This window comes from Kitasatospora sp. NPDC091335 (assembly GCF_044757205.1).
Classification (GTDB): Bacteria; Actinomycetota; Actinomycetes; order Streptomycetales; family Streptomycetaceae; genus Kitasatospora.
Genome location: NZ_JBIVUM010000012.1, coordinates 145,936 through 170,090, shown reverse-complemented (window position 1 = coordinate 170,090; position 24,155 = coordinate 145,936). Strand labels below are relative to the sequence as shown.

At 73.7% G+C, this 24,155-nt stretch carries 20 protein-coding genes, 2 pseudogenes and 1 riboswitch; of the genes and pseudogenes, 12 read left to right on the top strand and 10 right to left on the bottom strand.

Annotation, left to right across the window (positions count from 1 at the left end; genetic code table 11):
• Positions 1-182: 182 nt before the first annotated feature.
• Positions 183-1,400, bottom strand: coding sequence for a non-hydrolyzing UDP-N-acetylglucosamine 2-epimerase (gene wecB / locus ACIQOW_RS24710; protein WP_401088376.1), 1,218 nt, complete (start codon positions 1,398-1,400; stop codon positions 183-185).
• 417 nt (positions 1,401-1,817) lie between these two features.
• On the opposite strand from wecB, the gene ACIQOW_RS24705 reads away from it, so the two are divergent.
• From ACIQOW_RS24705 to ACIQOW_RS24680, 6 genes and pseudogenes are all read left to right on the top strand, one after another.
• Positions 1,818-2,015: a hypothetical protein gene (locus ACIQOW_RS24705; RefSeq protein WP_401088374.1), complete on the top strand. Its 198-nt coding sequence runs from the start codon at positions 1,818-1,820 to the stop codon at positions 2,013-2,015.
• Positions 2,016-2,076: 61 nt separating this feature from the next.
• Positions 2,077-2,694, top strand: a complete 618-nt coding sequence (locus ACIQOW_RS24700; protein ID WP_401088372.1) for an archaeosortase/exosortase family protein — start codon at positions 2,077-2,079, stop codon at positions 2,692-2,694.
• A complete protein-coding gene (locus ACIQOW_RS24695) occupies positions 2,691-4,076 on the top strand; it encodes a glycosyltransferase (protein WP_401088370.1) in 1,386 nt (461 codons plus the stop codon). Before ACIQOW_RS24700 ends, ACIQOW_RS24695 begins: the two co-directional genes overlap by 4 nt.
• A gap of 169 nt (positions 4,077-4,245) precedes the next feature.
• Entirely contained in the window at positions 4,246-4,998 is a 753-nt protein-coding gene (locus ACIQOW_RS24690) for a choice-of-anchor P family protein (RefSeq protein ID WP_401088368.1), read from the top strand.
• Between the two features lie 405 nt (positions 4,999-5,403).
• A complete protein-coding gene (locus tag ACIQOW_RS24685) occupies positions 5,404-5,886 on the top strand; it encodes a hypothetical protein (protein WP_401088528.1) in 483 nt (160 codons plus the stop codon).
• Between the two features lie 166 nt (positions 5,887-6,052).
• Positions 6,053-6,241: pseudogene (locus ACIQOW_RS24680) on the top strand (hypothetical protein); the annotation flags it as partial.
• A gap of 89 nt (positions 6,242-6,330) precedes the next feature.
• On the opposite strand, the pseudogene ACIQOW_RS24675 reads toward ACIQOW_RS24680, so the two are convergent.
• The 3 genes and pseudogenes from ACIQOW_RS24675 to htpG all read right to left on the bottom strand — a co-directional run.
• A pseudogene (locus ACIQOW_RS24675) lies at positions 6,331-9,270 on the bottom strand (SdrD B-like domain-containing protein); the annotation flags it as partial.
• Between the two features lie 117 nt (positions 9,271-9,387).
• On the bottom strand, positions 9,388-9,942 hold the full coding sequence (locus ACIQOW_RS24670) for a hypothetical protein (RefSeq protein WP_401088366.1): 555 nt from the start codon (positions 9,940-9,942) through the stop codon (positions 9,388-9,390).
• Between the two features lie 135 nt (positions 9,943-10,077).
• Positions 10,078-12,057 (bottom strand): molecular chaperone HtpG, encoded by a 1,980-nt coding sequence (gene htpG, locus ACIQOW_RS24665; protein ID WP_401088364.1) that lies wholly within the window; start codon positions 12,055-12,057, stop codon positions 10,078-10,080.
• 199 nt (positions 12,058-12,256) lie between these two features.
• Here htpG and ACIQOW_RS24660 point away from each other — a divergent pair, with 199 nt between their 5' ends.
• Together ACIQOW_RS24660 and ACIQOW_RS24655 are read left to right on the top strand one after the other, a co-directional pair.
• A complete protein-coding gene (locus tag ACIQOW_RS24660) occupies positions 12,257-12,511 on the top strand; it encodes a hypothetical protein (protein WP_401088363.1) in 255 nt (84 codons plus the stop codon).
• Between the two features lie 243 nt (positions 12,512-12,754).
• Positions 12,755-13,552 (top strand): hypothetical protein, encoded by a 798-nt coding sequence (locus ACIQOW_RS24655; protein ID WP_401088362.1) that lies wholly within the window; start codon positions 12,755-12,757, stop codon positions 13,550-13,552.
• A gap of 39 nt (positions 13,553-13,591) precedes the next feature.
• Here the strand turns inward: ACIQOW_RS24655 and ACIQOW_RS24650 are convergent, their stop codons facing one another.
• The 3 genes from ACIQOW_RS24650 to ACIQOW_RS24640 all read right to left on the bottom strand — a co-directional run bounded on the left by ACIQOW_RS24650 (position 13,592) and on the right by ACIQOW_RS24640 (position 16,821).
• On the bottom strand, positions 13,592-14,800 hold the full coding sequence (locus tag ACIQOW_RS24650; protein ID WP_401088360.1) for an MFS transporter: 1,209 nt from the start codon (positions 14,798-14,800) through the stop codon (positions 13,592-13,594).
• A gap of 338 nt (positions 14,801-15,138) precedes the next feature.
• A complete protein-coding gene (locus ACIQOW_RS24645; protein ID WP_401088358.1) occupies positions 15,139-16,143 on the bottom strand; it encodes a HEAT repeat domain-containing protein in 1,005 nt (334 codons plus the stop codon).
• Between the two features lie 3 nt (positions 16,144-16,146).
• Positions 16,147-16,821, bottom strand: a complete 675-nt coding sequence (locus ACIQOW_RS24640) for a HEAT repeat domain-containing protein (RefSeq protein ID WP_401088356.1) — start codon at positions 16,819-16,821, stop codon at positions 16,147-16,149.
• A gap of 149 nt (positions 16,822-16,970) precedes the next feature.
• On the opposite strand from ACIQOW_RS24640, the gene ACIQOW_RS24635 reads away from it, so the two are divergent.
• Entirely contained in the window at positions 16,971-17,471 is a 501-nt protein-coding gene (locus ACIQOW_RS24635) for a hypothetical protein (RefSeq protein ID WP_401088354.1), read from the top strand.
• 105 nt (positions 17,472-17,576) lie between these two features.
• On the opposite strand, the gene ACIQOW_RS24630 is transcribed toward ACIQOW_RS24635, so the two are convergent.
• Positions 17,577-18,977: a cytochrome P450 gene (locus ACIQOW_RS24630; RefSeq protein WP_401088352.1), complete on the bottom strand. Its 1,401-nt coding sequence runs from the start codon at positions 18,975-18,977 to the stop codon at positions 17,577-17,579.
• A gap of 173 nt (positions 18,978-19,150) precedes the next feature.
• A riboswitch (SAM riboswitch) is annotated at positions 19,151-19,295 on the top strand.
• Between the two features lie 199 nt (positions 19,296-19,494).
• Between ACIQOW_RS24630 and ACIQOW_RS24625 the strand changes: the two genes are divergently transcribed.
• Positions 19,495-20,208, top strand: a complete 714-nt coding sequence (locus ACIQOW_RS24625) for an IclR family transcriptional regulator (protein ID WP_188297559.1) — start codon at positions 19,495-19,497, stop codon at positions 20,206-20,208.
• A 61-nt stretch (positions 20,209-20,269) separates the two neighbouring features.
• Here the strand turns inward: ACIQOW_RS24625 and ACIQOW_RS24620 are convergent, their stop codons facing one another.
• Positions 20,270-21,220 carry an NADP-dependent oxidoreductase gene (locus ACIQOW_RS24620; RefSeq protein WP_401088350.1) on the bottom strand — a complete coding sequence of 317 codons (951 nt, stop codon included), beginning with the start codon at positions 21,218-21,220 and terminating at the stop codon, positions 20,270-20,272.
• Positions 21,221-21,289: 69 nt separating this feature from the next.
• On the opposite strand from ACIQOW_RS24620, the gene ACIQOW_RS24615 reads away from it, so the two are divergent.
• The gene (locus ACIQOW_RS24615) at positions 21,290-22,288 is read left to right on the top strand and encodes a GlxA family transcriptional regulator (RefSeq protein WP_401088348.1); all 999 of its coding nucleotides are present in this window, start codon (positions 21,290-21,292) and stop codon (positions 22,286-22,288) included.
• A 14-nt stretch (positions 22,289-22,302) separates the two neighbouring features.
• On the opposite strand, the gene ACIQOW_RS24610 is transcribed toward ACIQOW_RS24615, so the two are convergent.
• A complete protein-coding gene (locus ACIQOW_RS24610; RefSeq protein ID WP_401088346.1) occupies positions 22,303-23,856 on the bottom strand; it encodes a Scr1 family TA system antitoxin-like transcriptional regulator in 1,554 nt (517 codons plus the stop codon).
• Positions 23,857-23,947: 91 nt separating this feature from the next.
• On the opposite strand from ACIQOW_RS24610, the gene ACIQOW_RS24605 reads away from it, so the two are divergent.
• Entirely contained in the window at positions 23,948-24,136 is a 189-nt protein-coding gene (locus ACIQOW_RS24605; RefSeq protein ID WP_188297556.1) for a hypothetical protein, read from the top strand.
• Positions 24,137-24,155: the final 19 nt, after the last annotated feature.

Sequence of the window (24,155 nt, the reverse complement as noted above, 5' to 3'; positions counted from 1 at the left end):
GTCGTCATGGGAGCCCCCCGGGTGCAGTGGATCCCGCCGGACGCGGGCTGCGTCCGACCCTGCCAGCAGCTCCGCCCGGGGTCGACGGATCCGATCCGCCACCTTCCTGCCAGGGCGGCTCGCGGGCGGATCCGATCCGTCAGCTTCCTGCCGGGGCGGGCGAGGCCCGGCAGGTGGTGCGTTCAGCGCCGGGGGCGGGCCGCCACGGCCGTGACCGGCGTGCGTCCGGGGCCGGGCAGCGGGGCGGCGGCCGGCTCGGGGAACCGCTCGGCCGGCGGCCCGGTGAACCGTTCGGCCGGCGGCCCGGGGGCGAGGTAGCGGCCGCGCACCGCGGCGACGATCTCGGCGCTGGCCTGCCCGGTGCCGTACGGGGAGGGGAGCTGGGCCAGCCGTTCGGCGGCGGCCTCGTCGGCGAGCAAGTCCCTCAGGGCGCGGGCGAGTTCGTGGCCAGGACGGGCGAGGCGGGCGAAGCCGGCCTGGACGGCCTCGGGGCGTTCGGTGGAGTTGCGCACCACCACGAGCGGGCGCTTGAGCACCGTGCACTCCTCCTGCACCCCGCCGGAGTCCGACACCAGCAGGCGGCAGTGCCGGGCCAGCGCGAGGAAGCCGGCGTGGTCCAGCGGGTCGATCCGGCGCAGCCGTGCGATCGGGCCGCGCAGGCCGTGCGCCTCGACGGCGGCCCTGGTCCTGGGGTGCAGCGGCAGCAGCACCGGCAGGTCGAGGGCGGCGAGCTGGTCGAGGATCTGGGCGAGCCGCGCGGCGTCGTCGGTGTTCTCCGGGCGGTGGATGGTGGCGAGCACGTAGCCGCCCGGGGTGACGCCGTGTCCGGTCACGATGCGGTGGGCCTCGGCCTCGGCGGGCAGGGTCTCCAGGGTCGCCTCGACGACGGTGTTGCCGGTGATCACCACCCGTTCCGGGGGGATTCCCTCGCGCAGGAGGTGGGCCGCCGCGGTGGCGGTGGGCGCGCAGTGCAGGTCGGCGAGCGGGGCGATGAGGCGGCGGTTGGCCTCCTCGGGCATGTCGGGGTCGAAGGAGCGCAGGCCGGCCTCGACGTGGACGACGGGTATGCCGGCGCAGTGTGCCGCGAGCGCGCCGGCGGCGGCGGTGTTGGTGTCGCCCTGGACGACGACGGCGGCCGGCGGGCGGGCCGCGAGGTGGTCGCTCAGCCTGCTGACCATGTGGCCGATCTGCCGGCCGCGCGGCTCGCCGCCGACGCCCTTCAGCAGGTGGTGCGGGCGGGGCAGGCCGTACTGGGCGAAGAAGGTGGTGGTGAGGGCCGGGTCCCAGTGCTGGCCGCTCCAGACGATGCGGGCCTGCGGGCCCAGCAGGCGGGCCACTCCGGCGAGTTTGACGATCTCCGGCCGGGTTCCGAGGACCAGGGCGACATCGGTCGAGGACATGGCGCTCCGAAGGGGCGAGGGGTGGGTGCTGCGGAAGTATCAGCAGACGATAGGGATTACTTGGGGAGAAATATCCGCACATCGGACAAATGTCACCCGTGTGGCGCAATGTCGACCCATCCGGCCTTGATCGAGGCGTCCGTGCGGGCAGCCGCGCAGGGGGCGGCTCGCGCCTCCGGTCGTGTACGGATCGATGTGCCGGGCCGTCAAGGCCGCTCGTCGGGCGTCCACTTGGCCGCCGTTCGTCGAGTGCGGGATGCCGGCTCACCGGCGTCGCCGCGCGGTCCGTTACGGCAAACGGGTGATTTCCACCCGAATGGGCGCGCCGGACCTATCCGATCATCCGATCGGCCCAGCACCATACGGCTCCAGATCGCAAAGATCGGGACAACCCGGTCACAACGAGAGGAACCAGCCATGTACGGACCCATGGGCGGCGGCATCCCCCCGGCCGCGGCGGGCGGCGGCGTCCTGGCCTCGACCGGCTCTCCCGGTCTCGGCATCGCGGCCGCGGCCGGCACCGCCCTGGTGCTGGTGGGAGTCGCCCTGCTGCGGCGCAGCCGCCTGGCCGCCGACCGGGACGAGCCGGGCGGCCGTCACCGCGACGACGCGTAGCCGCGCGCCGCCGCACCAGTCCGTCCTCCGCCAACTCGCCCTTCCCCCAGGGAGTTTCCTCGTGACCGCAGACGTCCACCCGCAACCCGCCCGCCCGCCGGGGCCGGCCCGGTCGCGGCTGTCGCAGCACGGCCGCGGCCCGCTCTCCGGCCGGCTGCTCGCCGGGGTGGCCGGGCCGCTGCTGCTGGGGCTGGGCGGGTTCCTGGTCGTCGGCGAGCGCGCCTACCGCTTCCGCGAGATGGCCGGGGCCCGGTGGCTGGTCGAGCACGGGCTCGGCCTGCGGACCCTGCTGCTGGAGGCCCCCGACGCGCCGGTGCTGTACGCCGGCGGCGAGGGCGGGCTCGGGCGCGGGATCGCGCTGACCACCGGATGCAGCAGCGCCCTGCTGATCGCCCCGCTGGCCCTGGTGGCCGGCGTCCTGCTGCTGTTCGGCACCCGCGGGCCGGGCAGGGTGCTGCTGGGCTTCGTCCTGGCGGCCGCCCTGGTCGTCGCCGCCAACCTGGGCCGGCTGACGCTGATCGTCGCCATGCAGCACCGCTACGGCGACGAGGGGTTCGGCTGGACGCACGTGCTGTTCGGCTCGGTGCTGATGATGGCCGCCGGCCTGATCGCCCTGCTGCTCTTCCTCTTCCTGATCACCCGAACGTCCACCCGCGACGCGGAGGCCGATGCGCCGTGACCCTGCTCGACCTGTCCGTCTCCCTCTCCTTCGTGCTGGGGGTCGGCTTCCTCGCCTACGTCGCGGTGATCGTGCGCAACTTCCTGCGGGCCCGCCCGGACGCCCCCGGCGACCCGAGCCGGTTCGACTGGCACTTCCTCATACCCTGCCGGGACGAGGAGGCCGTGATCGGCACCACCCTGGACTACCTCGCCCGGCACTTCCCCCTGGCCCACGTCTGGGTCGTCGACGACCACTCCGAGGACCGCACCGCCGAGGTGGTGCGGGCCAGGGCGGACGAGGGACGGCCCGTCCACCTGGTCACCCGGCGGCTGCCGCGGGCCCGTACCGGCAAGGGCGACGCCCTGAACTCCGCCTACCGGGCCCTCGAAACCCGGCTGCCGGAGGACACCGACGCCGACCGGGTCGTCCTGATCGTCCTGGACGCTGACGGGCGGCCCTCGCCGGGGATGCTGGACTGCTTCGCCGGAGCGTCCTTCTTCGGCGACCCGGCCATCGGCGCCGTCCAGGCCGAGGTCCGGATGTCCAACCGCGACGTGGCCGTGCCGCTGCCCCACCGCGGGCGCCTCGCCAACCGGTTCGCCCGGCTGCTGGCCAGGCTCCAGGACATGGAGTTCCGCGGGCCGATCTCCGCGATCCAGATCACCCGCCGGCTCACCGGGACCGTCAACGTGGGCGGCAACGGCCAGGCCAACCGGCTCAGCGCGCTGCGCTCGATCGACCCGGGCGGCGGCGAGCCGTGGGGCCGGGCGCTGCTGGAGGACTTCGAGCTCGGGCTGCGGATGATGCTGGCCGGCTGGCGCAACGGCTACACCACGACCGCCTGGGTGGACCAGGAAGCCCTGTGGAACGTCCGGCAGTTGATCACCCAGCGGGTCCGCTGGGCGCAGGGCTCGATGCAGTGCGCGCCGTACCTGCGCCGGGTCTGGCGGTCCCGCGAGTTCAGCACGATGGGCTTCCTGGAAGTCCTCTACTTCATGGTCCAGCCCTGGCTCCAGGTCGTCGGCCTGGTGGTCTACACCGTGCCGATCGCCGCCTTCGCGTACAACGCGGTCTTCTACCCGCGGTTCGTGCTCGCCTTCCTGGGCCAGGGCGGCGCGGTGCTGATCGCGCTCTACCTGCTCCTCGGGGTCGCCGAGTTCGCCCTCTGGGGGCCGCTGTACCGGCGCCGCAGCGAACCGGGGATCAGCCGCCGGGCCGCGCTCGGCTACGGCCTCGCCCTCGCGGTGTACGCCGCGACCACCTACCTCGTCGCGGTCCGCGCCTTCTGGCGGATCGTGCGGGGCAAGGGCTCCTGGCAGAAGACGGCCCGCACCGCCGCGCCGCTGCCGGCGCCCGCGGCCCAGGAGCCCGCCCCCGCCCAGGAGATCGCCACCGCCTGAGGCACCACCGCCTGAGGCCCATCGCCTGAGGCACCGAGACTTCTCCCCGGCCGGTGAGGCCGCGCCCGGAGCCAACGCCGAGGCCGGCCGGCGGAGTCGAAGCACCACCCCTTCCCGCCCCACGGCGGACGATCCGTTCCGCCGTGCGACACGTCCGAAAGGCCAACCCGTGAGAACTCGTACCCGCAACCGCGTCCTCGCCGGCACCGCGCTCGCCGTCGGAGCCCTGACCGTGGCCTCCCCGGCGTACGCCGCACTTCCCGCCCCCGTGGCCGACGCCTACGTGGTCTCCACGCAGGCGCTGGGCGGGATGGTCGCCGTCGCACCCTCGCCCCACTCGGCCTACCCGTCCGGCGGCACCCAGACCCTGGTCGGCCTCAACGTCGGTCCGGTCGCCACCACTTCGGTGCTCACCGCGACCACCGCGGGCAACCCCGCCGACGGCACCGCGTCGGCCTCGGCGACGGTCGACAAGCTCGGGCTCGACCTCGGGGTCGCCTCGGTCTCGCTGACCGGCATCAACTCGACCTGCACCGCCACCCCCGCCGGGGCCACCGGCAGCGGACTGATCGCGGGCGGGTCGATCACCGTCGGCATCATCCCGACCAACCTCCAGGCCAACGCCCCCGCCAACACCAGGATCGACATCCCGCTCGTCGGCTCGATCGTCCTCAACGAGCAGACCACCGACGCCAACGGCGCGCTGACCGTCAACGCCGTCCACATCACCCTGCTGCCGGCGCTGAACGGCGCCAACCTGGTCATCGGCCACGCCGAGTGCGGCGGGGCCGAGCCCGCGGCGGCGGTCCCGATGATCAACGCGTCCGTCGCGGGGGCGGGCGGCGGCGCGGTGGTCGCCGGCATCCTGGCCACCGTCTACGTCCGCCGCCGCAACGCCAGGACCGCCACGACGGGCGCCTGACGGCGGGAGGGTGGCCGGCCCCCGGGCCTGGCCTGGCGACGGGCCGGACGGCGGGCCTGGCAGCGGGCCTGGCGACGGGCCGGACGAGGCGCCGGCCACCCTCCGCGCGTCGCCGCCGTCAACCTGGCTTTCCGTGGGCAACTCCTTCGCGTGAAGCCGCTGTCGGCCGGCGGGCCGGGCCCCAGGACCCGGCCCGCCGCTACCAAGGGCCGCCCCGGCCCGCCCGGGGCGGCCCTTCCGCACCCCCGCCCCGGGACCCTGCCGGGCGGAACGGCCTGACCCTGTGCGATCGGTCGCCTACCCTACGAACGGGCCGGCCGCACCGGCCGTGGCCGCTCTAGGAGGAGTCCCGTGTCGTCCTGCGACCCCCAGCACGCTCCCGTCGGCGACGTGAGCGCCGCGCTCATGGTGATCGACTCCCGGCTCAAGGCCGTCTACGACGGCAAGAGCGGGACGGACCCCGAGCACCAGCGGATGGTCGACCAGCTCACCGCGTCCTTCGGCCCCGCGCAGGCCAAGGCGCTGCTGGACGGCGCCTGCACGCTCGTCTACATGTACATGAACTGGCTGCGCTCGGCCTTCGAGCAGCACGAGGAGGACGTGGTCGAGCACGTGCTGCCCAGCCTGGTGGCCACCATGCGGATGATGCCGAGGACCTTCCGCCCCGAGGTGATCCCGATGATGGCCGGCCTGCTGGTCGCCGCCGGCACCGGGCTGAGCCCCACCCTGTGGCGCGCCCAGTACGGGCAGTGGACCGAGGCGGAGATGAATCCGCTGGAGGCCATGGTCGTCCTGCTGGCGGAGTACATCAACCGGATCTCCGGCAACGGCAACGACTTCGCCACCAAGCTGGTCACCGAGGCCCTGTCCAAGCTGGACCAGGACTGAGCCGCCCGACTTCACACCCCCGGGGCCTGCCCCCGGACGCGCCGGTGGCGCCGCCCTCGGTGGGGCGGCGCCACTGGTGTCCTGCGGGTGTGCGGTCGGGCGTCAGCTGTGCCGGCCCGGCCTGCGGTAGGCGACGAAGCAGAGGGTGCCGCCGCCGAGGAGGGCGATGGCCCCGAGCGCCGCGATCAGGGTGTCGGGGGAGGAGCTGCCGGTGTGCGGCAGCTCGCCGCTCTCCGACGGCCTCGGGGTGTGCGGGTGGGTGTGGGTGTGGGTCGGGGTGGCCGTGGGGCTGGGGGAGACGGTCGGCGACGGGGACGGCGACGGTGACGAACTCGGGCTCGGCGACGGGGACGGGGAAGGCGAGGGCGACGGGGACGGCGAGGGGGACGGGGACGGCGAGGGGGACGGGGACGGCGAGGTGGTCTGGAGGACCACCCCCATGTCGAGGTCGAGGTCGCGCTGTCCGCCGCTCAGGGTGACGGTCTGGGTGATGCCGGTGGCCGGGTCGGCGTCCGAGTCCTTGGCCGGGTCGGTGCCGGCGTGCCGCGTGGTGACCTTGGCACCCGGGGGCAGCGTGGTCAGGTCGAACTGCACCGCGTAGCTGCCGTCGGGCAGGTTGTCGAACAGGTAGTGGCCGTTGGCGTCCGTCACCGTGGTGACCGGCTTGCCGTCCTTGTCCCGTACGGCCTGGCCGGCGCCGTCCAGCAGCGTCACCTTGACCCCGGCGATGCCGGTGTCACCGGGCTTCTGGACACCGGAGCCGTCCTTGTCGATCCAGACGAAGTCGCCCAGGGCGTTGTTCGAGGGTGCGACGCGCTTGACCGCGACGCCGACCTTGGCGGGCTCGGCCGGCAGCAGCCGGCGGCCCTCGTTGTCGACGGCGGTGAACGCGAAGCTGTTCCAGGCGTAGTCCCCCTCCGGCGCGTCGTAGGAGGCGACCATCGGCCAGGTCAGGGTGAAGGACTCACCGGAGGCCATGGCGCCGGGGCGGCGGATGCGGAACCAGGTGGCCGTCCCCGGGCCGGGGAAGGTGCTGCTCCAGACCGCCGCGCTGTTGCAGCCGGTGCGGTCGACCAGGAGCGGGTCCACGCAGGGGTCGGGGTCGGTGGTGTACTCGATCACCACGGTCGGGTCGCTGCTGGTGATCGGCTGGGTCAGCGAAGGGGTCCAGGCGCTGCCGCGCGGGGCGTCCTGGGTGAGCACGTAGTCGTCGCCCGGGGTGGGGAGCCTGTCGTACGCGAGGAAGTCGGTGACCGGGTCGGGGGAGTCGTTGCGCACGGTCATCCGGTAGGAGATGCCGCCGCCGGGGGTGGTGGTGCCGATGCTGACGTAGTCGGCGTCGAGGTCGCCCTTGACCTCCTTGTAGGAGCGGAGCACCGCGGGTACGTCCACGTTGATCGTGGACGAGGCGTGGCAGAGCAGCTCGGTGGTGTCGCCGTTGCCGTTGAGGTCGAGGATGTCCGGGGTGCTGCCGCTGTCGGAGCCGGAGAACATGCAGGAGACCGGGTGGGTGGGCTGGTCCACGGTGACGTAGACGTCGTTGGTCAGCTCGCCGGAGCGGATGCTGCTGGCGACCTGGACGTCGAAGAGCATCCGGTAGGCCAGTGCGTCGTGCAGGTACGTCGAGTCGGGTGCGCCGGCCGGCCACTCCATCCGGAGGATCTGCCGGCCGTCCGGGCCCGGGGTCACGGTGATCGACGAAGGGGCCTTGGCGTCCGGGTAGTTGGGGTCGGGCCGGGCCGAGCCGTCGATGTAGACCACGCCGGCGGGCAGCATGTCGTACAGGACGAGCGGGCGGTCCAGGTCGTGGGCGCTGCGGTTGTACGGGATGACCTGGAAGGTGGCCTTGCCGCCGGGGGCGGACAGCTCGCCGGCGACGGTGGTCTTGGCCGCGCCGAGGTTGGTGGCCTGGGTGATGGTGGTCTGGGCGCAGGCGTTGGCGGAGGCGTTGTTGGTGCCGTCGGTGGCGGTGGTGTCCACGCAGTTGGTCAGCGGGGCCGGGGCCTGGCGTCCGTCGTGGCCCGGGGTGGCGACCTGGGTGACCAGCTGCACCGAGTTGCCCGGGCTCCAGCCGGTGGGGATCGGGCCGTTCCAGGTGAACTTCAGGCCGTCCAGCCAGCGCCCGGCCGGGAAGCCGAGCACGTCGTTCGCCGGGTCGCCCGCGCCCTGTTCGAAGGTGAGCCGGCGGGCGCCGGAGCCGTTGAACGGGGTGCCGGGGGTGAAGGTGAGCCAGGTCGGGTCACCGTTCAGGCGGTACTGGAGGGTCAGCTGGATGCTGGTCGGGTTCCACGGCTCCAGCTGGAGGGACTGCGGGAAGATCCAGTTGTAGATGCCGTCGGTGGAGCCGGCGCCCGGGTCGGTGATGGTCAGGCTGGTGGCCGGTCCCGCGGTGTTGGTGGCCGACAGGCTGAAGGAGTTGAGGTCGCCGGACGTGGTGGTGTCGCGCCAGGTCTTGCTGGCGGTCACCTGCACGCCGGTGACCGGCGGCTGGAACTGGCCGGTGGTGGTGCTGGAGGTGTCCAACTGCCGCTCGGCCTCGGTGAGCGGGGCGCCGAGCAGGTTCACCGTGTTGTCGGAGGTGGTCCCGTCCGGGAAGGAGGCCTCCGGATAGAAGACGACGAGGGCGCCGGGGTTGCGGCAGCCGCCGCGCCCGTTGCCGGAGACGAACGGGCCGATGTCGTAGCCCCAGGTGTTCGGGCCGGGCGCCACCTGTGTCCAGCCGGGCGAGCGGCCGGTGTCCACCACCGCGCCGGGCGGCAGGGTGTCGAACAGGCGGCTGGTGTCCAGGTCGACGTTGGGCACGTTGTCGGTGGCGCAGGCGCTGAACTGGTAGGTGACGGTGCGTCCGTCGCTGCTGGAGGTCTGGATGCCCTTGGTCACCGTGTACTGCGGCTGCACCTGGGCCGTGGTGTTCGCGGTGGCGGTCTGGGTGGTCTCGCCGGTGGCCGACATGGTCGCCGAGTTGGTGGAGGCGGCGCCGTTCGGGGTGGAGAAGTTCGGGTACTTCATCGACACCGCGATGGTGGCGGTGGTGCCAGGACTCAGGCTCTTCAGCTTGATGTCCATGGTGCCGCCCATCGCACCCGCGGCGGGCACGGTGGAGGCGGCCTCGTCCACCGAGGACGGGTCCGGCGTCCAGCCGAGGAACTGCATGTTCGACGGCAGGGTGTCCAGGATCTCGCCACCCGTGCACTCGGTGACGGAACACGTGTAGCGCAGGGTATAGGTGACGATCTCCCCCGGGGAGACGGTTGCCTTGTCGACGCTCTTGGTGAAGGAGATCGCGGCCTGGGCCGGTGGTGCGAGCACGCTGCTGCTCAGCAGCGAGCCCGCCACCAGTGCCAGGACGGAGGCGATCCGTCCGGTCCGGTATGGAATACGCATGGTGCGCAGTCCAGCCGATCGCCCAGCCGGGCCGATCGGCGACACGGGGCGGGTGACGGTGATTCACCTGCCCGGCGGTCGCCCGCCCGGCGGCACCCCCGCCTCCGCCGCCGGCGGTCAGCCGAGCATCACGCCGGTCTCCCTGGCCAGGGCGTCCAGGCCGTACCTGGTCACGTGCTCGACGTTCTCCAGGTCGATGGTGCGGACGCCCTCGGAGGCGAGCCGCTCGTTGATCTCGTCCAGATGGCGCTGGACGACCTGCTTCTCCGCCTCGGTGGTACGGCCCTTGTGCGGCCGTCCGGCGTGTTCCAGGCTGGCGTAGTCGACCCGCTCCCGGCCGCCGGAGCCCGCCGTCCCCGGCACGGCGGCGCGCTCGGCCGGGCGGGCGCCGCGCAGCACCTCGGCCATCGGCGCGGCCGAGGCCAGCCGGTCGAACGCCCCGGCCTCCATCACCACCGTCTGCGGCCGCTCCCGGCCCGGGTGGTGCAGCTCGATCGTGACCAGGTCGAGCGCCAGCTCCCGGACCTCGCCCAACTCCCCGGCGAGCGCGTCGATCTCGACCGGCCCCTCGGCCAGGTCGGGGTGCTGGAGCACCACCACCCGCACCAGATCCCGGTCGCTCTCCACGTGCTCGCCGGTCAGGTCCGAGAACCGGATGATCTTCTGGCCCATGTCTTCCCTCTCCTGCCCCGGTGATCAGCCGAGAGCCTACGCCCGGATGATCACCGCCACGGACGTGGCGTCCGGCCCGGGCCCCCGACGCCGTGGCGGGGTGCGGCCGGCGGGAGGCCGGCCGCACCCCGTCGGTCACAGCGCCCTGGCCAGCCGCTCGGTGAGCAGCCGGGTGAAGCGGGCCGGATCGGGCAGCTCGCCGCCCTCGGCGAGCAGCGCGCCGCCGTGGACCAGCTCGGCGATCTCCGCCAGCGCCGGATCGGCCGGGTCGGCCTCGTGCGCCGTGCGCAGCGAGACGACCAGCGGGTGCGCCGGGTTGAGCTCCAGGATCCGCCTGACCGGCGGCACCTGCTGACCCATCGCCCGGTACATCTTCTCCAGGGTCGGAGTCATGTCCTGGGCGTCGCCGACCACGCAGGCCGCCGAGGTGGTCAGCCGCGAGGACAGCCGGACCTGCTTGACCTGCTCGGACAGGGCCGTCGTCAGCCAGGTCAGCAGGGCCGCGAAGTCCTGTTCGCGCTGCGCCCGTTCGGCGTCGGCCTGCTCGTCCCCCTCGGCCGGCTCGTCCAGGTCGACCTGGCCCTTGGCGATGGACTGGAGGCGGTGGCCGTCGAAGCCGGGGACCCGCTCGACCCAGACCTCGTCGACGGGGTCGGTGAGGATCAGCACCTCGTACCCCTTGGCGCGGAAGGCCTCCAGGTGCGGGGAGTTCTCCACGGTGGCCCGGGTCTCGCCGGTCAGGTAGTAGATCGCGTCCTGGCCGTCCTTCATCCGCTCGACGTACCCGCGGAGGGTGGTGGTCCGCTCCGGGTCGTGGGTGGAGTCGGCCGACACCAGCTCCAGCAGGGCCTCGGTGTTGTCGGTGTCCTCGATCAGGCCCTCCTTCAGCGCGCGGCCGAACTGGGACCAGAACGTCGTGTAGGCCTCGGCGTCGTCGCGCTGCATCTCCTTGACCGCGCCGAGGACCTTCTTGACCAGGCGCCGGCGCACCGCGCGGATCTGCCGGTCGTGCTGGAGGATCTCGCGGGAGATGTTCAGCGACAGGTCGTGGGTGTCCACCACGCCCTTGACGAAGCGCAGGTAGTCGGGCATCAGCGCTTCGCAGTCGTCCATGATGAACACCCGCTTGACGTACAGCTGCACGCCGCGCTTCGTCTCGCGGGAGAACAGGTCGAACGGCGCCTGCGCGGGGACGAACAGCAGCGCCTCGTACTCGAAGGTGCCCTCGGCGCGCATGTGGACGGTCTTGGCCGGGGGCTGCCAGTCGTGGCTGATCTGCCGGTAGAACTCGTGGTACTCGGCCTCGGTCACCTCGGCGCGGGGGCGGGCCCAGAGCGCCTTCATCGAGTTGATCGTCTCCACCTCGGGGGCGGGGGCTTCCTCGGCGGCGTCGGCGTTCTCGGGGTCGGTGCTTCCGGCGTCGGTGTCGCCGGCGCCGATGCTTCCGGCGCCGGTGTTCTCGGTGGCCATCCGGATCGGCCAGCGGATGAAGTCCGAGTACTGCTTGACGATCTGGCGGATCTTCCACCCGGCGAGGTAGTCGGCCAGGCCGTCCTCGCCGTCGGCGGGCTTGAGGTGCAGGGTGACGGAGGTGCCCGTCGGCAGCCCCTCGACCTCCCGGAGCTCGTAGGTGCCCTCGCCGTCGGACTCCCACTGGGTGCCGGACTCGGCACCGGCCCGCCGGGTGCGCAGGGTGACCTTGTCGGCCACCATGAACGCGGAGTAGAAGCCGACGCCGAACTGGCCGATCAGGCTCTGCGCCGCCGCGGCGTCCTGGGCGCCCTTGAGCTTCTCCAGCAGGCCGGCGGTGCCGGACTTGGCGATCGTGCCGATCAGGTCCACGATCTCGTCCCGGCTCATGCCGATCCCGTTGTCGCGGACGGTCAGCGTGCGGGCGTCCCGGTCGACGTCCAGCGCGATGTGCAGGTCCGAGGTGTCGGCCCCGACGTCGGAGTCGGTGAGCGACTCCAGGCGGAGTTTGTCCAGGGCGTCGGAGGAGTTCGAGATCAGCTCGCGCAGGAAGATGTCCTTGTTCGAGTAGATCGAGTGGATCACCAACCGGAGCAACTGACGGGTCTCGGCCTGGAATTCCAGCGTCTCGACACTGCTACCCACTCTGGGGATTCCTTTCTGCCCGAAGGGAACGGGGGGTACGGATGGGCCTGGGCCCGGTCGGCTCGTCGCCGGTAACCGCATCGTAGATCCTTCCGCCCTCCTTCCTCCCCGCCTTCGCCGGTTCCGTCCCGGCAGCGGAGGCGGAAGCGGCTCCGGCCGTGCCGGCGGCCAGGCGGTCGACCTCGGCCCAGGCGTCGAGGTGGGGGCCGCGCAGGGCACCGTCGCCCTCAGCCAGCCGGTCAAGGGGGCGCGCCTCAACAGCCGGGCCGCGGTGGACAGCGTCTGCCAGGCCACCTTCGGCGCCGGCTGGCGCGAGGCCGAGTTCCACGACGGCCACTACGGGGCCGACATGTCGCAGACCGGTGGCTGGACGTTCCGGGCTTACGGCAACATCCCCGGCAACACCCGCTTCTGGACGGCCATCAACGACCAGCCGGCCAACCCCTGGAGCTGACCGGACGACGCGGGCGGACGGCATCGCACCGGACGTCCTCGCGCCGGGTGTCCGGGCGGACGGCATCGGTCACATTTCCGGATTCACCGACGATCCGTCCGTGTGCGCCACTACTCTCGGGCGCGGACGGACGGGCGTCGTCCTGGACCCGGAGGAGGACGGCGTGGACACGGTCACCGCACGGCTGGCACCACCGACGGACCGTCAAGCGGCGGTCTCTCGGCCGGAGAAGGCGGGCCTCCGGTGACGTTCACCGGCCGCCCCGGCGCGGACCCGCTGCTCGCCGACCGCATCACCGAGGCGGTCCTGCTGGCCGGCCTCCCCGTCGCGTACGGCGGGCACGGGGCGGGCGTCCACGTGCGCCCGGCCAGGCCGCTCGACGAGCGGGACGACTGCGCCGGCCTGATCGCCGTGCACTGGGAACCGGGCCCCCGGCTGATGGCCGCCGCGGCCATGGAACAGGCCGTCAAGCCGGCCACCTCCGCCCGCACGCTCGTCATCGACAGCATGAACAACGCGCTGGCGGAGTTCCTCCCGGCCTTCGGCCTGGAGACCGCCCCGGGCCGCCCCGGTGGCGAGACCAGGTTCGGCCGCGCCGACGGCCCGCCTCCGGCGGGGGAGCAGGACACCGCCGCCCCGGCGCCGGCCGGCGCCCGACCGCAGGACCTCGGCATCGGCACCGACCTGGTCGAGGCGGTCCGCCGCGCCGCCGCGCTCGCCGGCCTGCCCGTCGCCGACCACCTGCGGGCCCCCGGCATCGTCCTCGACTCGTGCCGGTCCGTCGCCGCCGACGACGACCCCATCGGCCTCGCCGACCTCGACTGGAACCCGTCCCGGCGGCTGTCCGCCGTCGCCGACGGCGACACCCCCGACGCCGAGCGGGCCGCGCGGGCCCGCACCGCCGCCCGGGACGCGATGCGGCACGCCTTCGGGGCGGTCCTCGGTGCCTGCGGTCTCGATCTCAAGTGGCGTCGGCCCTCGGGCCTGCGGTATCAGCTGCGCGCCCACGGGCCGGCCGAGCAGCCGCCGATACGACGCTGATCTCCCGGGGCACCCGGCAGCCGTGCGGTGCGGCGCCGGTCACGGGACGTCGGCCTCCTCCCGCGGTTCCCCGGCGGGGCGGGGGAGTCGCCCCGCCGTGGTGCCGCCGGCCGCCCGGCGCCACGGGGAGCGGAGGCGGTGGGCCAGGCCGCTCGCCGCCACGCAGAGGCCCAGCCCGGCCCACAGCAGCGGGGGGTTCTCCAGGCCCACACCGATGACGGCGGGCCCGACCGCGTAGGACACCGTCCAGGTCAGCTGGAACAGGGACATGTACGGCCCCTCGTCCCCCTTGGGCGCCATCGCCACCGCCTGCGCGGCCGCGGTGGGCTTCGAGGCCAGCTCGGCCAGTGACAGGACGGCGGCCACGAGGACGGCGAGCGGGCCCTGGAACGCGGGCGGGACGGCGGAGACCGTGGCTGTCAGGGCGATGGCCACGGCGACCGCGCCGATCGCCGGCCGGAGGATCCGCGACCGGCTCCAGCCGGAGAGCCGCCGGCTGATCGGCATCTGGAGGCAGGTGGCGGTGGCGTAACGGACGGCGACCACGACCGTGGGCCAGTACGCGTCCTGGTGGAGGGTCTCCACGAGGTAGACCGGGAAGGCGACGGTCGGGATCAGCCAGGCCGCCGACAGCAGCGTCTGCGACACGACGAGGGAGACGAAGGGCCGGTCCCCGAGCGCCGCCCGGGTGTCGGACCTCGCCGCCCGGTGCGCGGGCCGCCCGACGGCCGGCACCGCGACCCCCAGCAGCAGGACGGCCGCGAGCAGGGAGCTCGCGCTGTTCAGGGCGAGCGCGATCTCCAGGCCGTGTCCGCCGGCGAGGGCCAGCAGGGCGGTCGCCGCGAGGGTGCCGACGCCCAGCGACGTCGTCTTGAGCACGGTGACCGCGGAGAACCACCCGGTGAGCTCCTCCGGCTTCGCGAACCGGGCGACCAGTGTGGGCCAGGCGGCCCCGTACAGGCGGTCGGAGGCGGTCACCAGGAAGGTGGCGGCGGCCACCGTGAACAGGTTCCCCGCCAGGAAGAAGAGGCCGTACCCGAGCGCGGTCAGGACGTTGCTGACGAGCAGGCAGGACTTGGGCCCCACCGCCTGGACGGCCCGTCCGCAGAGCGGCACGACGGCGAAGGAGGCGAGCGAGCCGACCGTCACGGCGGTGCCCGCGGCGGCCGCAGGGAAGTGCCGGACGGTGACGAAGTACAGCAGGGACAGCGGCAGGAAGACACCGGCGCCGACGGTGTCGATCGCCACCGAGAGGAAGAGCCTCCGCTGCCGACGGAACCGCCTGCCCCCCGTCACGCCACCCCCACCCCTCGAAGCCGCCTCCGGAGGGTCCGTCTTCAGACTCGCGCCTGCGGGACGACGCTCCCCCGGCCTTCGGCCGGGAGGTACCCCCAGGGCACGCACCTCGCCGCGTTGTCGTCGGTCGCCAATGGCCCCCAGCCTGGCGGCCGGGAGGCGCCCCCACCGCAGTGGCTCCGCCCCCAGCCTTCGGCCGGGAGGTGCCCCCACCTCCGCCTTGCGATGCACGCACCCCAACGCCGCCCCGCCCACCCTCCGGGCGGACGACGGGAGTTTGAAGACGGACCCTACCGCGCGTCGCGCAGCTTGAGAATGTACGCCGCGGTCAGCGCGACCGCACGGTCCTCGTCCCGGGACAGCCCTTCGAGGGCGCGCGACGTGGTGGCGCCCGGGATGTCCGCCAGCGCCTGGGCCAGCCGCCGGCGTGCGGACGGCCCGGCGCCGTCGCCGGTGAGCCGGCCGACGAGCCCGTCGGCGATCCGGTCCGCCAGCGCCGGGTCCCCCGCGAGCGCGCTCAGCGCGTCGGCGGCGTCGACGTCGTTCGCCTCCTCGACGATCATGTCGATGAGCGTCGGGACGGCCTCGGCCACCCCGCGGGCCCCGAGCGCCAGCGCCGCGCACCTGCGGACCGCCACGTCCCGGTGGGTGAGGGCCTCCCGCAGCAGCGCGGTCGCCGTCCCGTCGGGGAACTCGGCGATGGACCGGACGGCACGCCCGCGCACCTCGGCCGAGGGCGAGTCGAGACCCGCCGCCAGCAGGCGCGGCCCGTCCCCGCCCGACTGCGCCAGCGCCCAGCGCAGGGCCCCGGCGACGTTCGGGTCCGACTCGCCCAGCACGGCCTCGACCAGTGCCTCCACCGGCACGGGGACGTCCTCGCCGGCGGACAGGGCCGCGCGCTGCCTGGCCCTGGGGCTCTTCGACTCCAGGGCCTGGAGCAGCGCGACGATCCGCAGGACCTCCTCCCAGCCCGCCGGTTCCGCGGCCCCGATCCGGCGGAGCCGGGTGAGCAGCTCCGTCTCCGCCGCGATGCGCTCCCGGGTGCGGCGGACGAGGCCGTCGACCAGCTCCGCGGGTGCGAAACCGGGCTCGTCGAGCGCCCGGCCGACGTCGCGCAGCGACAGGCCCAGCGACCGCAGGCTCTCGACGTGGAAGATCCGCCGGATGTCCTCCTCCGCGTACTGGCGGTAGCCGGAGTCGGTGCGCCCCGTCGGCCGCACCAGGCCGAGCGACTCGTAGTGCCTGAGCATCCGGGCGCTGACCCCGGACCGCCGCGCGACCTCGCCGATCAGCACTGCCTACCGTCCCTCCCGGCCGCCCCCGCCGAGGGCCACCGTGCGCTTCGCCTCCTCGACCGCGAACCCGGACCCCGCGTCCGGGTCGCGCCACAGCCGTTCCGTGGCGAGCGCGTGGGCGCGCACCCGGGGGTCGGGGTCCGTCGCCGCGGCGTCCAGCACCGGCAGCATCACCTCCCCGAGCGCGACCAGCGCCCGGCTGAGGCTCAGCCGGGTCTCGTGTCCGCCGCGCCCGAGCTGGGCCGCCAACGATACGGCCAACCCGTGCTCCGCACCCTCGGGCACCAGCACGACCGCCGCCCGCCAGGCGCACCTGGCCACCTCCTCGTCGGCGTCGGCCAGCAGCGCCGGGGTGATCACCGGCCAGGCCCGCCGGTCCCCGATCTTGGACAGCGTGTGCAGCGCCTGGCTCCGTGCCCGGGCACGCTCCGAGCGGACCTCGTCGAGCAGCGCCGGCACCGTCAGCGCCGCCGGGTGCCGGGTGAGCGCCCAGGTGAGCAGCTCGCGCACGGAGAACTCCGGTTCGACCGCGCACCGCTCGACGAGCGTGCCGACGGACCCCTCGTCCGGGCTCGTGCCGACGGCGAGTGCCGCCCGGAGCCGGACCGACGGATCGCCGTGTCCCAGCCCGCGGAGCGCCGCCCGCACCGTGTCCGTGTCCTCGTTCGTGCTGGTCATCGGGACCACCTCCTCGGACCCAGTGAAGGGCTTGTCACGGTGTCAAGGTCAAGCGGAACCGAAAGTCCGGTCTTACGGTGAAATACGGGGCTTGTCCCTCCCGTCTCACCGTGCCCGCGAGGCGGTTGCCACCCGAAGGAGCCCGAGTCATGGCCAGCAGTGCTACCGGAGTCGGCCCCACCACCCGGGGCCCCGAGCGCTACCCGCACGCGAGCGGGTGGACCATCTTCGCCGGGGTCATGCTGATCACCGCCGGCATGATGGCGGTCTTCCAGGGGACCGCCGCCATTCGCAAGGACGGTCTGCTCATCGTCACCCGCAGCTACGTGTACGCGATGAACACCGAGGGCTGGGGATGGATCCACCTCATCCTCGGGGTCGTCGTGATCGTGGCCGGGGTGGCGGTCTTCAGCGGTTCCTTCTGGGCGCGCGTCGTCGGGGTCGTCGTGGCGGGGCTGGGAATGCTCGCCAACTTCCTCTGGCTGCCGTACTACCCGCTGTGGGCCGTCGTCCTGATCGCGATCGACGCCCTGGTCATCTGGGCGCTGTGCGTCGGCAAGGTCGAGAACGCCGGAGGGGTCGGGAGCGTCGGACGGGCCGGGAGTGTCGGACGGGCCGGGAGTGTCGGAGGGGCCGGGAAGGAGGCCTGATCCGGCGTCACCTGGTCCGTCGGGCTCACCCGGTGGGTCCGCACGGTGGTTCAGGCGGTCCGCACGCTCGCATCGGCGCCGCGAAGGGCGGGAGTCGCCCAGGTTCTACGGCTGCCTGGCCGTCGGCTCCGGGCTGTGGGGTCCGGAGCCGCTCCGGGGCGTCACCAGCATCCGGATGTCGTCGGCGGCCCACAGGACGAACCGTTCGACCGGGACCACCCGGTGGCCCGGCTCCGGCCGGAAGCGGAAGCGCCTGAGCAGGACGGCCAGCAGCACCAGGGCCTCCACCCTGGCAAGCGCGGCCCCCTCGCAGCTGCGCGGCCCCAGGCCGAACGGGATCCAGGCCAGCCGCGGACGCCCGGCCGACTCCTCCGGGGTGAACCGCTCGGGCCGGAACCGCTCCGGCTCCGGCCAGTAGGCGGGGTTCAGGTGGACCGCCCAGAACGGGTAGAAGACCACCGCCCCGGCGGGGACCGTGTACCGGCCGACGGTCAGCGGGTCGGTGGTCAGCCGGGCGCCGTAGGGGCCGGGCGGGTAGCGGCGCAGCGACTCCCGCAGGGCCATGTCCAGGTAGCGCAGGCGGTGCAGGTCGGCGTACTCCGGCGCGGGGCGGTCGCCGAGGACGCGGTCGAGTTCCGCGGTGACGCGCTCGGCCGCCGCCGGGTGCCCGGCGAGCAGGTGCAGGGTCCAGGAGACGGCGACGCCGGTGGTGTGGTGGGCGGCCAGCAGCGTCGCGAGGACGGTGTCGCGGATCCGCGCGGGGCTCTCGCCGGCCTCGACGAGGGCGCCGATCAGGTCGCTGCGGTCGCCGGGGAGGCCGGGGCGGTGCGCCGCGATCACCCGGTCGACCGTGCTCCGCAGGTGGGCGAGCGCTTGGGCGGTCCGTTCGGCGCGCCGCTCCGGGGCCTGCCCTGACGGGACGTGGTAGAGGCGTTCCAGGTAGTCGGTGAGCACCACCTCGAAGGCCTCGACCACGCCGTCCGGGTCCTCGGCCACGCCGGTTGGGTCGTCGACCCCGCCGGTCGGGTCCTCGGACCCGCCGCCCAGGGCGAAGGCGCGGATCATCCGCAGCGAGACACCGGTGAGTTCCCGCTGGAGCCGGACGGCGTGGTCGGCGGGCAGGGCGGCCCAGCGGTCGGCGAGCCCGGTGGCCAGGGAGGTGAAACGGGCCAAGTGCCGTTCGTGCGAGGGCCGTCCGGCCAGGGTGGTGAGCAGCAGCCGACGCCACGGGGTGTGCTCCTCGGCCGGGAGCGTCTGGAGGTTGCCCGTCTCGAACAGCGGGTCCAGGAACGAGAACAGCCGCCGCGGCCGCTCGTCGAGGTGGGCGGTGGCCTCCAGCAGCACCGGATCGGCGATCGACACGGCGGTCTCGGCGCCGGGCAGCTGGAACCGTACGACCGGTCCGTACTCGGCGTGCAGCCACAGCTGGTAGGCGTGCAGGCCGCCGGCCCGTGCGACGGCGCCCGTCCCGCCGTCCGGGCGGGGCGCGGGACCGGGGATGTTCATCGGACCTCCTCGGGGCGGCCCGATGGATTCGCCCCGACGGATTCGCCGAGCCGGACGCGCCCCGCCGGATTCTTCCCGCACCGGGCCGCGGGCCGTCGGCGCAACGCCGCCCCCGCGGCCGGGAGCGGAAACCATTTGGCGACCAGCCCGGGGAATCTTGTATGGTTCCCAACGAATCATCCAGAGGGGTGGAGGGACCGGCCCTACGAAGCCCCGGCAACTCCCCGTTCGACCCGGCGTCCGAAGTACGCGCCGGTGCCGTCCGGGGTCAGTGCCAACTCCGGCCTGCCGCCAATGTGGCGCGGGAAAAGATGAGGAGACACGGTGCTCTCTGTGCTGTCCTTCGCCCGGGCGCTTCCCGCCCCGGCCCTTCCGCGTACCCGTCTCGTGCCCGGCGCAGGCTATCGGCCGACTTCCCCGGCCCGTCCTCGCTGATCCCCCCCTGCTCCCCGCCAGGAGCCGTCCGTGAGCGGAACCCACCCGCCGCTCACGGGCATTGAGACTGGAGTACCCACCCATGGACAACACGAGCGGCGTCGGCGTGCTCGACAAGGTCACCTCGATCCTCGGCATCCTGGAGGCCGGGCCCACCACCCTGGGCGGCCTGGTGAGCGCGACCGGCCTGGCCAGGCCCACCGCGCACCGGCTGGCCGTCGCGATGGAGCACCACCGCCTGGTCAGCCGTGACCTGCAGGGCCGGTTCACCCTCGGCCCCCGGCTCGGCGAGCTCTCGGCGGCCGCCGGCGAGGACCGCCTGCTGGCCGCGGCCGGCTCGGTCCTCACCCAGCTGCGCGACCTGACCGGCGAGAGCGCCCAGCTCTACCGCAGACAGGGCGAGATCCGGATCTGCGTGGCCGCCGCCGAGCGGCTCTCCGGCCTGCGCGACACCGTCCCGGTCGGCGTCACCCTGCCCATGAAGGTCGGCTCCGCCGCCCAGATCCTGCTCGCCTGGGAGGAGCCCGAGCGCCTCCACCGGGGCCTCCAGGGCGCCCGCTTCACCGCCACCGCGCTGAGCGGCGTACGGCGCCGGGGCTGGGCCCAGTCCATCGGCGAGCGCGAGCCCGGCGTCGCCTCGGTGTCCGCCCCGGTGCGCGGGCCCTCCAACCGCGTGGTGGCCGCCGTCTCCGTCTCCGGCCCCATCGAGCGGCTCACCCGGCACCCCGGCGCCCAGCTCTCCCGGGCCGTCCTGGAGGCGGCCGAGCACCTGACCGACGCGCTGCGCAACGTCTGACCCGCCCTCCTGCCCGCACCGCGCGGCGCCAGACGGGGCCGTGCGGTGCGGAGGGCGGCCGCTACGGGCGGACGGTGAGCACCAGCTTCCCCACGACCCGGCCCGTCTCACCCTCGGCGTGGGCACCGGCGGCCTCGGCGAGCGGGTACGTGCCGGAGACGTGCGCGCGCAGCTGCCCGGACTCGGCGAGGGCGGCGATCGCCGCCATGCCTGCCTGGTCGTGCTCGACGATCATGGTCTTCGCCGTCACGCCCAGCTCGGCGGCGCGTTCGGCCAGGCCCTCCAGGCCCTGGGGCAGGATCGACACCAGGACGCCGCCGGGCCTGAGCGTCTCCAGCGAGCGTAGCCGGTCCTCCCCGCCCAGCGGGTCGAGCACCACGTCGATGTCGCGGGCCTCCTTCACGAAGTCCGCGGTGCGGTAGTCGATCACCTCGTCCGCGCCCAGGCCCCGGACGACGTCGTGCTTGGCGGCGGACGCCGTGCCGATGACGTACGCGCCGCGCGCCTTGGCGATCTGTACGGCGACGTGCCCCACGCCGCCGGCCGCCGCGTGCACCAGGACCCGCTGCCCGGGCCGGACCCGTGCGGTGTCGACGAGGGCCTGCCAGGCGGTGAGCGACACGAGCGGCAGCGCGGCCGCCTCGACGTGGCTCAGTGCGGCGGGCTTGGGCACGAAGGCCCTGGCGGGGCCGGTGACGTATTCGGCGTGCGCGCCGGCGCCGTGCGGGTAGGGCAGCATGCCGAACACCTCGTCGCCCGGGGCGAGGAGCGAGACGCCGGGGCCGACCGCCTCGACGGTGCCGGAGACGTCCCAGCCGAGGGTGAACGGGGGTTGGCCGAGGAAGTAGCCGTGCCGGCGGTGCTTCCAGTCGGTGGGGTTGACCCCGGCGGCGTGGACGGCCACGAGGACCTGGCCGACGCCGGGTTCGGGGCGCTCGGCCTCGGCCTGGTGGAGGACGTCCGGGTCGCCGAGGGTGGTCTGGGTGATGGTGCGCATGGTGTTCCTGGTCATGGATCCAGCCTGCGGCACGGCCCTGACCTGGGAAATGGCAAGATTGCCAAAGAACGATAGAATCGTGCCATGGCTGCGATCGAACCCCGTGACCCCGGTGACCGGCCGCCGCACCGGGTCGTCGTCCTCGCCCTCGACGGCGTCTACCCCTTCGAGCTGGGCATCCCCAACCGGGTCTTCCCCGGAGTGCCGGGGGCGTACGAGGTGGTGACGTGCGCGACGACGGACGACCGGACGGTCGGGACCGACGCCGACTTCACGATCACCGTCGGGCACGGGCCCGAGGCGCTGGAGAGCGCCGACACGGTGATCCTCCCGCCGTACGACCTGCGCCACGTCACCGCCGAGCTGCCGGAGCCGGTGCGCGCGGCCCTCGCCCGGATCCGCCCCGGCACCCGCCTGGTCTCCATCTGCACCGGCGCGTTCGCGCTGGCCGCCGCCGGTCTGCTGGACGGGCGCCCCGCCACCACCCACTGGTCCGTGGCACAGGTCTTCCGCCGGATGTACCCCCAAGTCGCCCTGGACCCCGACGTGTTGTTCGTCGACGACGGCGACGTGCTCACCTCGGCCGGCGCCGCCTCCGGGCTTGACGTGTGCCTGCACGTGGTGCGCTCGGACCACGGCAGCGCCGTCGCCAACCGGATCGCCCGGCACTGCGTGGTGCCGCCCTGGCGCGAGGGCGGCCAGGCCCAGTACATCGAACAGCCGATGCCCCCGGAGGGCGCCAACGGCACCGCCGCCACCCAGGCCTGGGCGCTGGAACACCTCGACCGGCCGCTCGCCCTGCGGGAGCTGGCCGCGCACGCCCGGATGAGCCCGCGCACCTTCGCCCGCCGCTTCCACGAGGAGACCGGGACGAGCCCCGGCCGCTGGCTGATCCAGCAGCGGGTGCACCGTGCCCGCCACCTGCTGGAGACCAGCGACCTCCCGGTCGACCGGATCGCGACGGAGATCGGCTTCGCGACCGGAGCGTCCCTGCGCCAGCACCTGCACGCCGCGATCGGTGTGACCCCGCAGGCCTACCGCACCACCTTCCGCCTCCGGGGCGGAGCCCCGAGCAGGGCCTGAGCCCCGCGCTCCGGTCAGGTGCGGGCGAAGCGGTCCCGGGCCGACCTGAGGATGTCCATGCTCGCCGCCCTGTTCGCCGCCGCCGTGGTGATCCTGAACAGCGCCTCTCGGTAGGGAGTGAAATCCCCGTAGTCCGGGTCCCCCTCGAAGACGTGTTCCGTGGTCCTGATCCCCTCGTGGTACAGCACCTCGGGGACGTCGGGGGATCGGAACTCCAGGCGGGTGAGCGAGCCGACGGCGATGGGCAGGGACTGCTCCAGGGGAACGACGCGGATGCGGATGCCGGGCTTCTCGGCCATCCGGAGCAGATGCTCGATCTGCTCCACCATCTGCGCGGCGTCCCCGACCCTCCGGTGCAGCGTGCTCTCGTCGAGCAGGAACACCGAGCTGGTGTCGGAGGCGAGGAATCTGCGTTGCCGCTCCATGCGGAGCGCCACGCGCGACTGGAGCGCGGCCTGGGAGGCGATGCCGCTCTCGTCGTGGTGAAGGGCCGTTCTCTCCGCGAGTGCCGTGCCGTACCGCTCCGTCTGGAGCAGCCCCGGGATGACGGTGGCCTCGTAGACGTGCATCCACTCCGCCACGGGTTCGAGGGAGAGCAGCCGGGACAGCGCGCCGGTCGGTCTGCCGTCGTACTCGCTCCACCATTCCCGGGCCTCCGCCTCGGTGCGCAGCCGACGCAGTTCATCGCGCTCGACCGCCGGAACGCGGTACAGGTCCGCCAGGAGTTCGAGGAGTTTCGGGCTCGGGAGGCCGACCCCCCTCTCGAATCGGCTCAACCGGGATGCGGACAGGGCGAGTTCACTGGATGCCGTGGCCAGTGCCAGGCCGAGGGAGTGGCGTGTTCTGCGGAGGCGGTTCGCGAGGGCGAGGGCCGCCGCGGTCGGACTGCCTGCCGGAACGTCAGGGGACTGCGGGGCCGGGTCGGAACCGGAGGGTGCGGTCTTCGGGTGCCGTGCCGCCTGCCCGGCGTCCCGCATTCCACCGGCCACCGGCTCCGGTCGTTCGGCCGTCCGCGTCGCCGAGAGCCAGAGCCGCCTGAGCGCTTCCCGCCCGGGTTCGTCCAGGTCCAGTGCGGTGGCGAGCGAGCGGAGGACCTCCCACCCCGGCAGCGTCTCGCCGGAGAGCGCCCGGCTGACCGTCGAGGCGTTGACGCCGGCCCGCCGCGCCAGCTCGCGGATCGACACGCCGGATTTCCCGGCCAGTGCCGCGAGGTGGCCGGACAGGTCGGTCGGCAGTCGTCCGCCGGTGTCCGGTCCTGGACCCGCGGCATCGCCGGTCCTGAGTTCGGCCGCCGTCTCCCGGCGCAGGGTGATCCAGTTCCGGCGGTCCCCGTGCCAAGCCTCCACCAGGGCGGCGAGTACGGGCTCCGAGGGCAGTCGGGTGCCGGCGAGTGCCGCGTAGACGGTCGAGAGGGGAACGCCGGTGCTCCTGTGGGTCTCGGTCGGGGTGAGGGGCGAGGCCCGCTGGAGGGTGCGGAGTTCCTCGGCGAACAGCGCGAGCGGGTTCGGTTCGGTGTCGCCGGCCTGCCGCTGCTCCAACTCTCGTTCCCCCGGCTCGACATGGACCATCCGGCACCCCTACTCTCGGTTTGCCTCGCAACACGCAACACGCTGCGAGGTGGTGTCGCATGCTCAGGTTACTTTTCCGGAGGCCGGCTTGTTGTCCACCGTGGTTGTGCTCCGCACCCTGCTGGCCCTGTGCCTCGCGGGTTTCGTGAGCGTCGGAGCATATGGGGTGGCGCGGTGGTCCGGCGAGGACCGCCGCAAGGCGGCGGTCTGGGCGGCCTGTAGCTATCCGGTGGCGCTGGGGATGCTCTTCGCCATCATCGACCAGCTCCGCAGAAACTGAGCAGTCCCCTTGGACGGAG

Coding starts and splice junctions, on each gene's coding strand:
- ACIQOW_RS24630 (WP_401088352.1), bottom strand. CDS start 18,977: ATGAACATCCCCGGTCCCGCGCCCCGCCCGGACGGCGGGACGGGCGCC.
- wecB (WP_401088376.1), bottom strand. CDS start 1,400: ATGTCCTCGACCGATGTCGCCCTGGTCCTCGGAACCCGGCCGGAGATC.
- ACIQOW_RS24610 (WP_401088346.1), bottom strand. CDS start 23,856: ATGGTCCATGTCGAGCCGGGGGAACGAGAGTTGGAGCAGCGGCAGGCC.
- ACIQOW_RS24620 (WP_401088350.1), bottom strand. CDS start 21,220: ATGACCAGGAACACCATGCGCACCATCACCCAGACCACCCTCGGCGAC.
- ACIQOW_RS24705 (WP_401088374.1), top strand. CDS start 1,818: ATGTACGGACCCATGGGCGGCGGCATCCCCCCGGCCGCGGCGGGCGGC.
- ACIQOW_RS24640 (WP_401088356.1), bottom strand. CDS start 16,821: ATGACCAGCACGAACGAGGACACGGACACGGTGCGGGCGGCGCTCCGC.
- ACIQOW_RS24685 (WP_401088528.1), top strand. CDS start 5,404: ATGGTGATCGACTCCCGGCTCAAGGCCGTCTACGACGGCAAGAGCGGG.
- ACIQOW_RS24635 (WP_401088354.1), top strand. CDS start 16,971: ATGGCCAGCAGTGCTACCGGAGTCGGCCCCACCACCCGGGGCCCCGAG.
- ACIQOW_RS24615 (WP_401088348.1), top strand. CDS start 21,290: ATGGCTGCGATCGAACCCCGTGACCCCGGTGACCGGCCGCCGCACCGG.
- ACIQOW_RS24625 (WP_188297559.1), top strand. CDS start 19,495: ATGGACAACACGAGCGGCGTCGGCGTGCTCGACAAGGTCACCTCGATC.
- ACIQOW_RS24670 (WP_401088366.1), bottom strand. CDS start 9,942: ATGGGCCAGAAGATCATCCGGTTCTCGGACCTGACCGGCGAGCACGTG.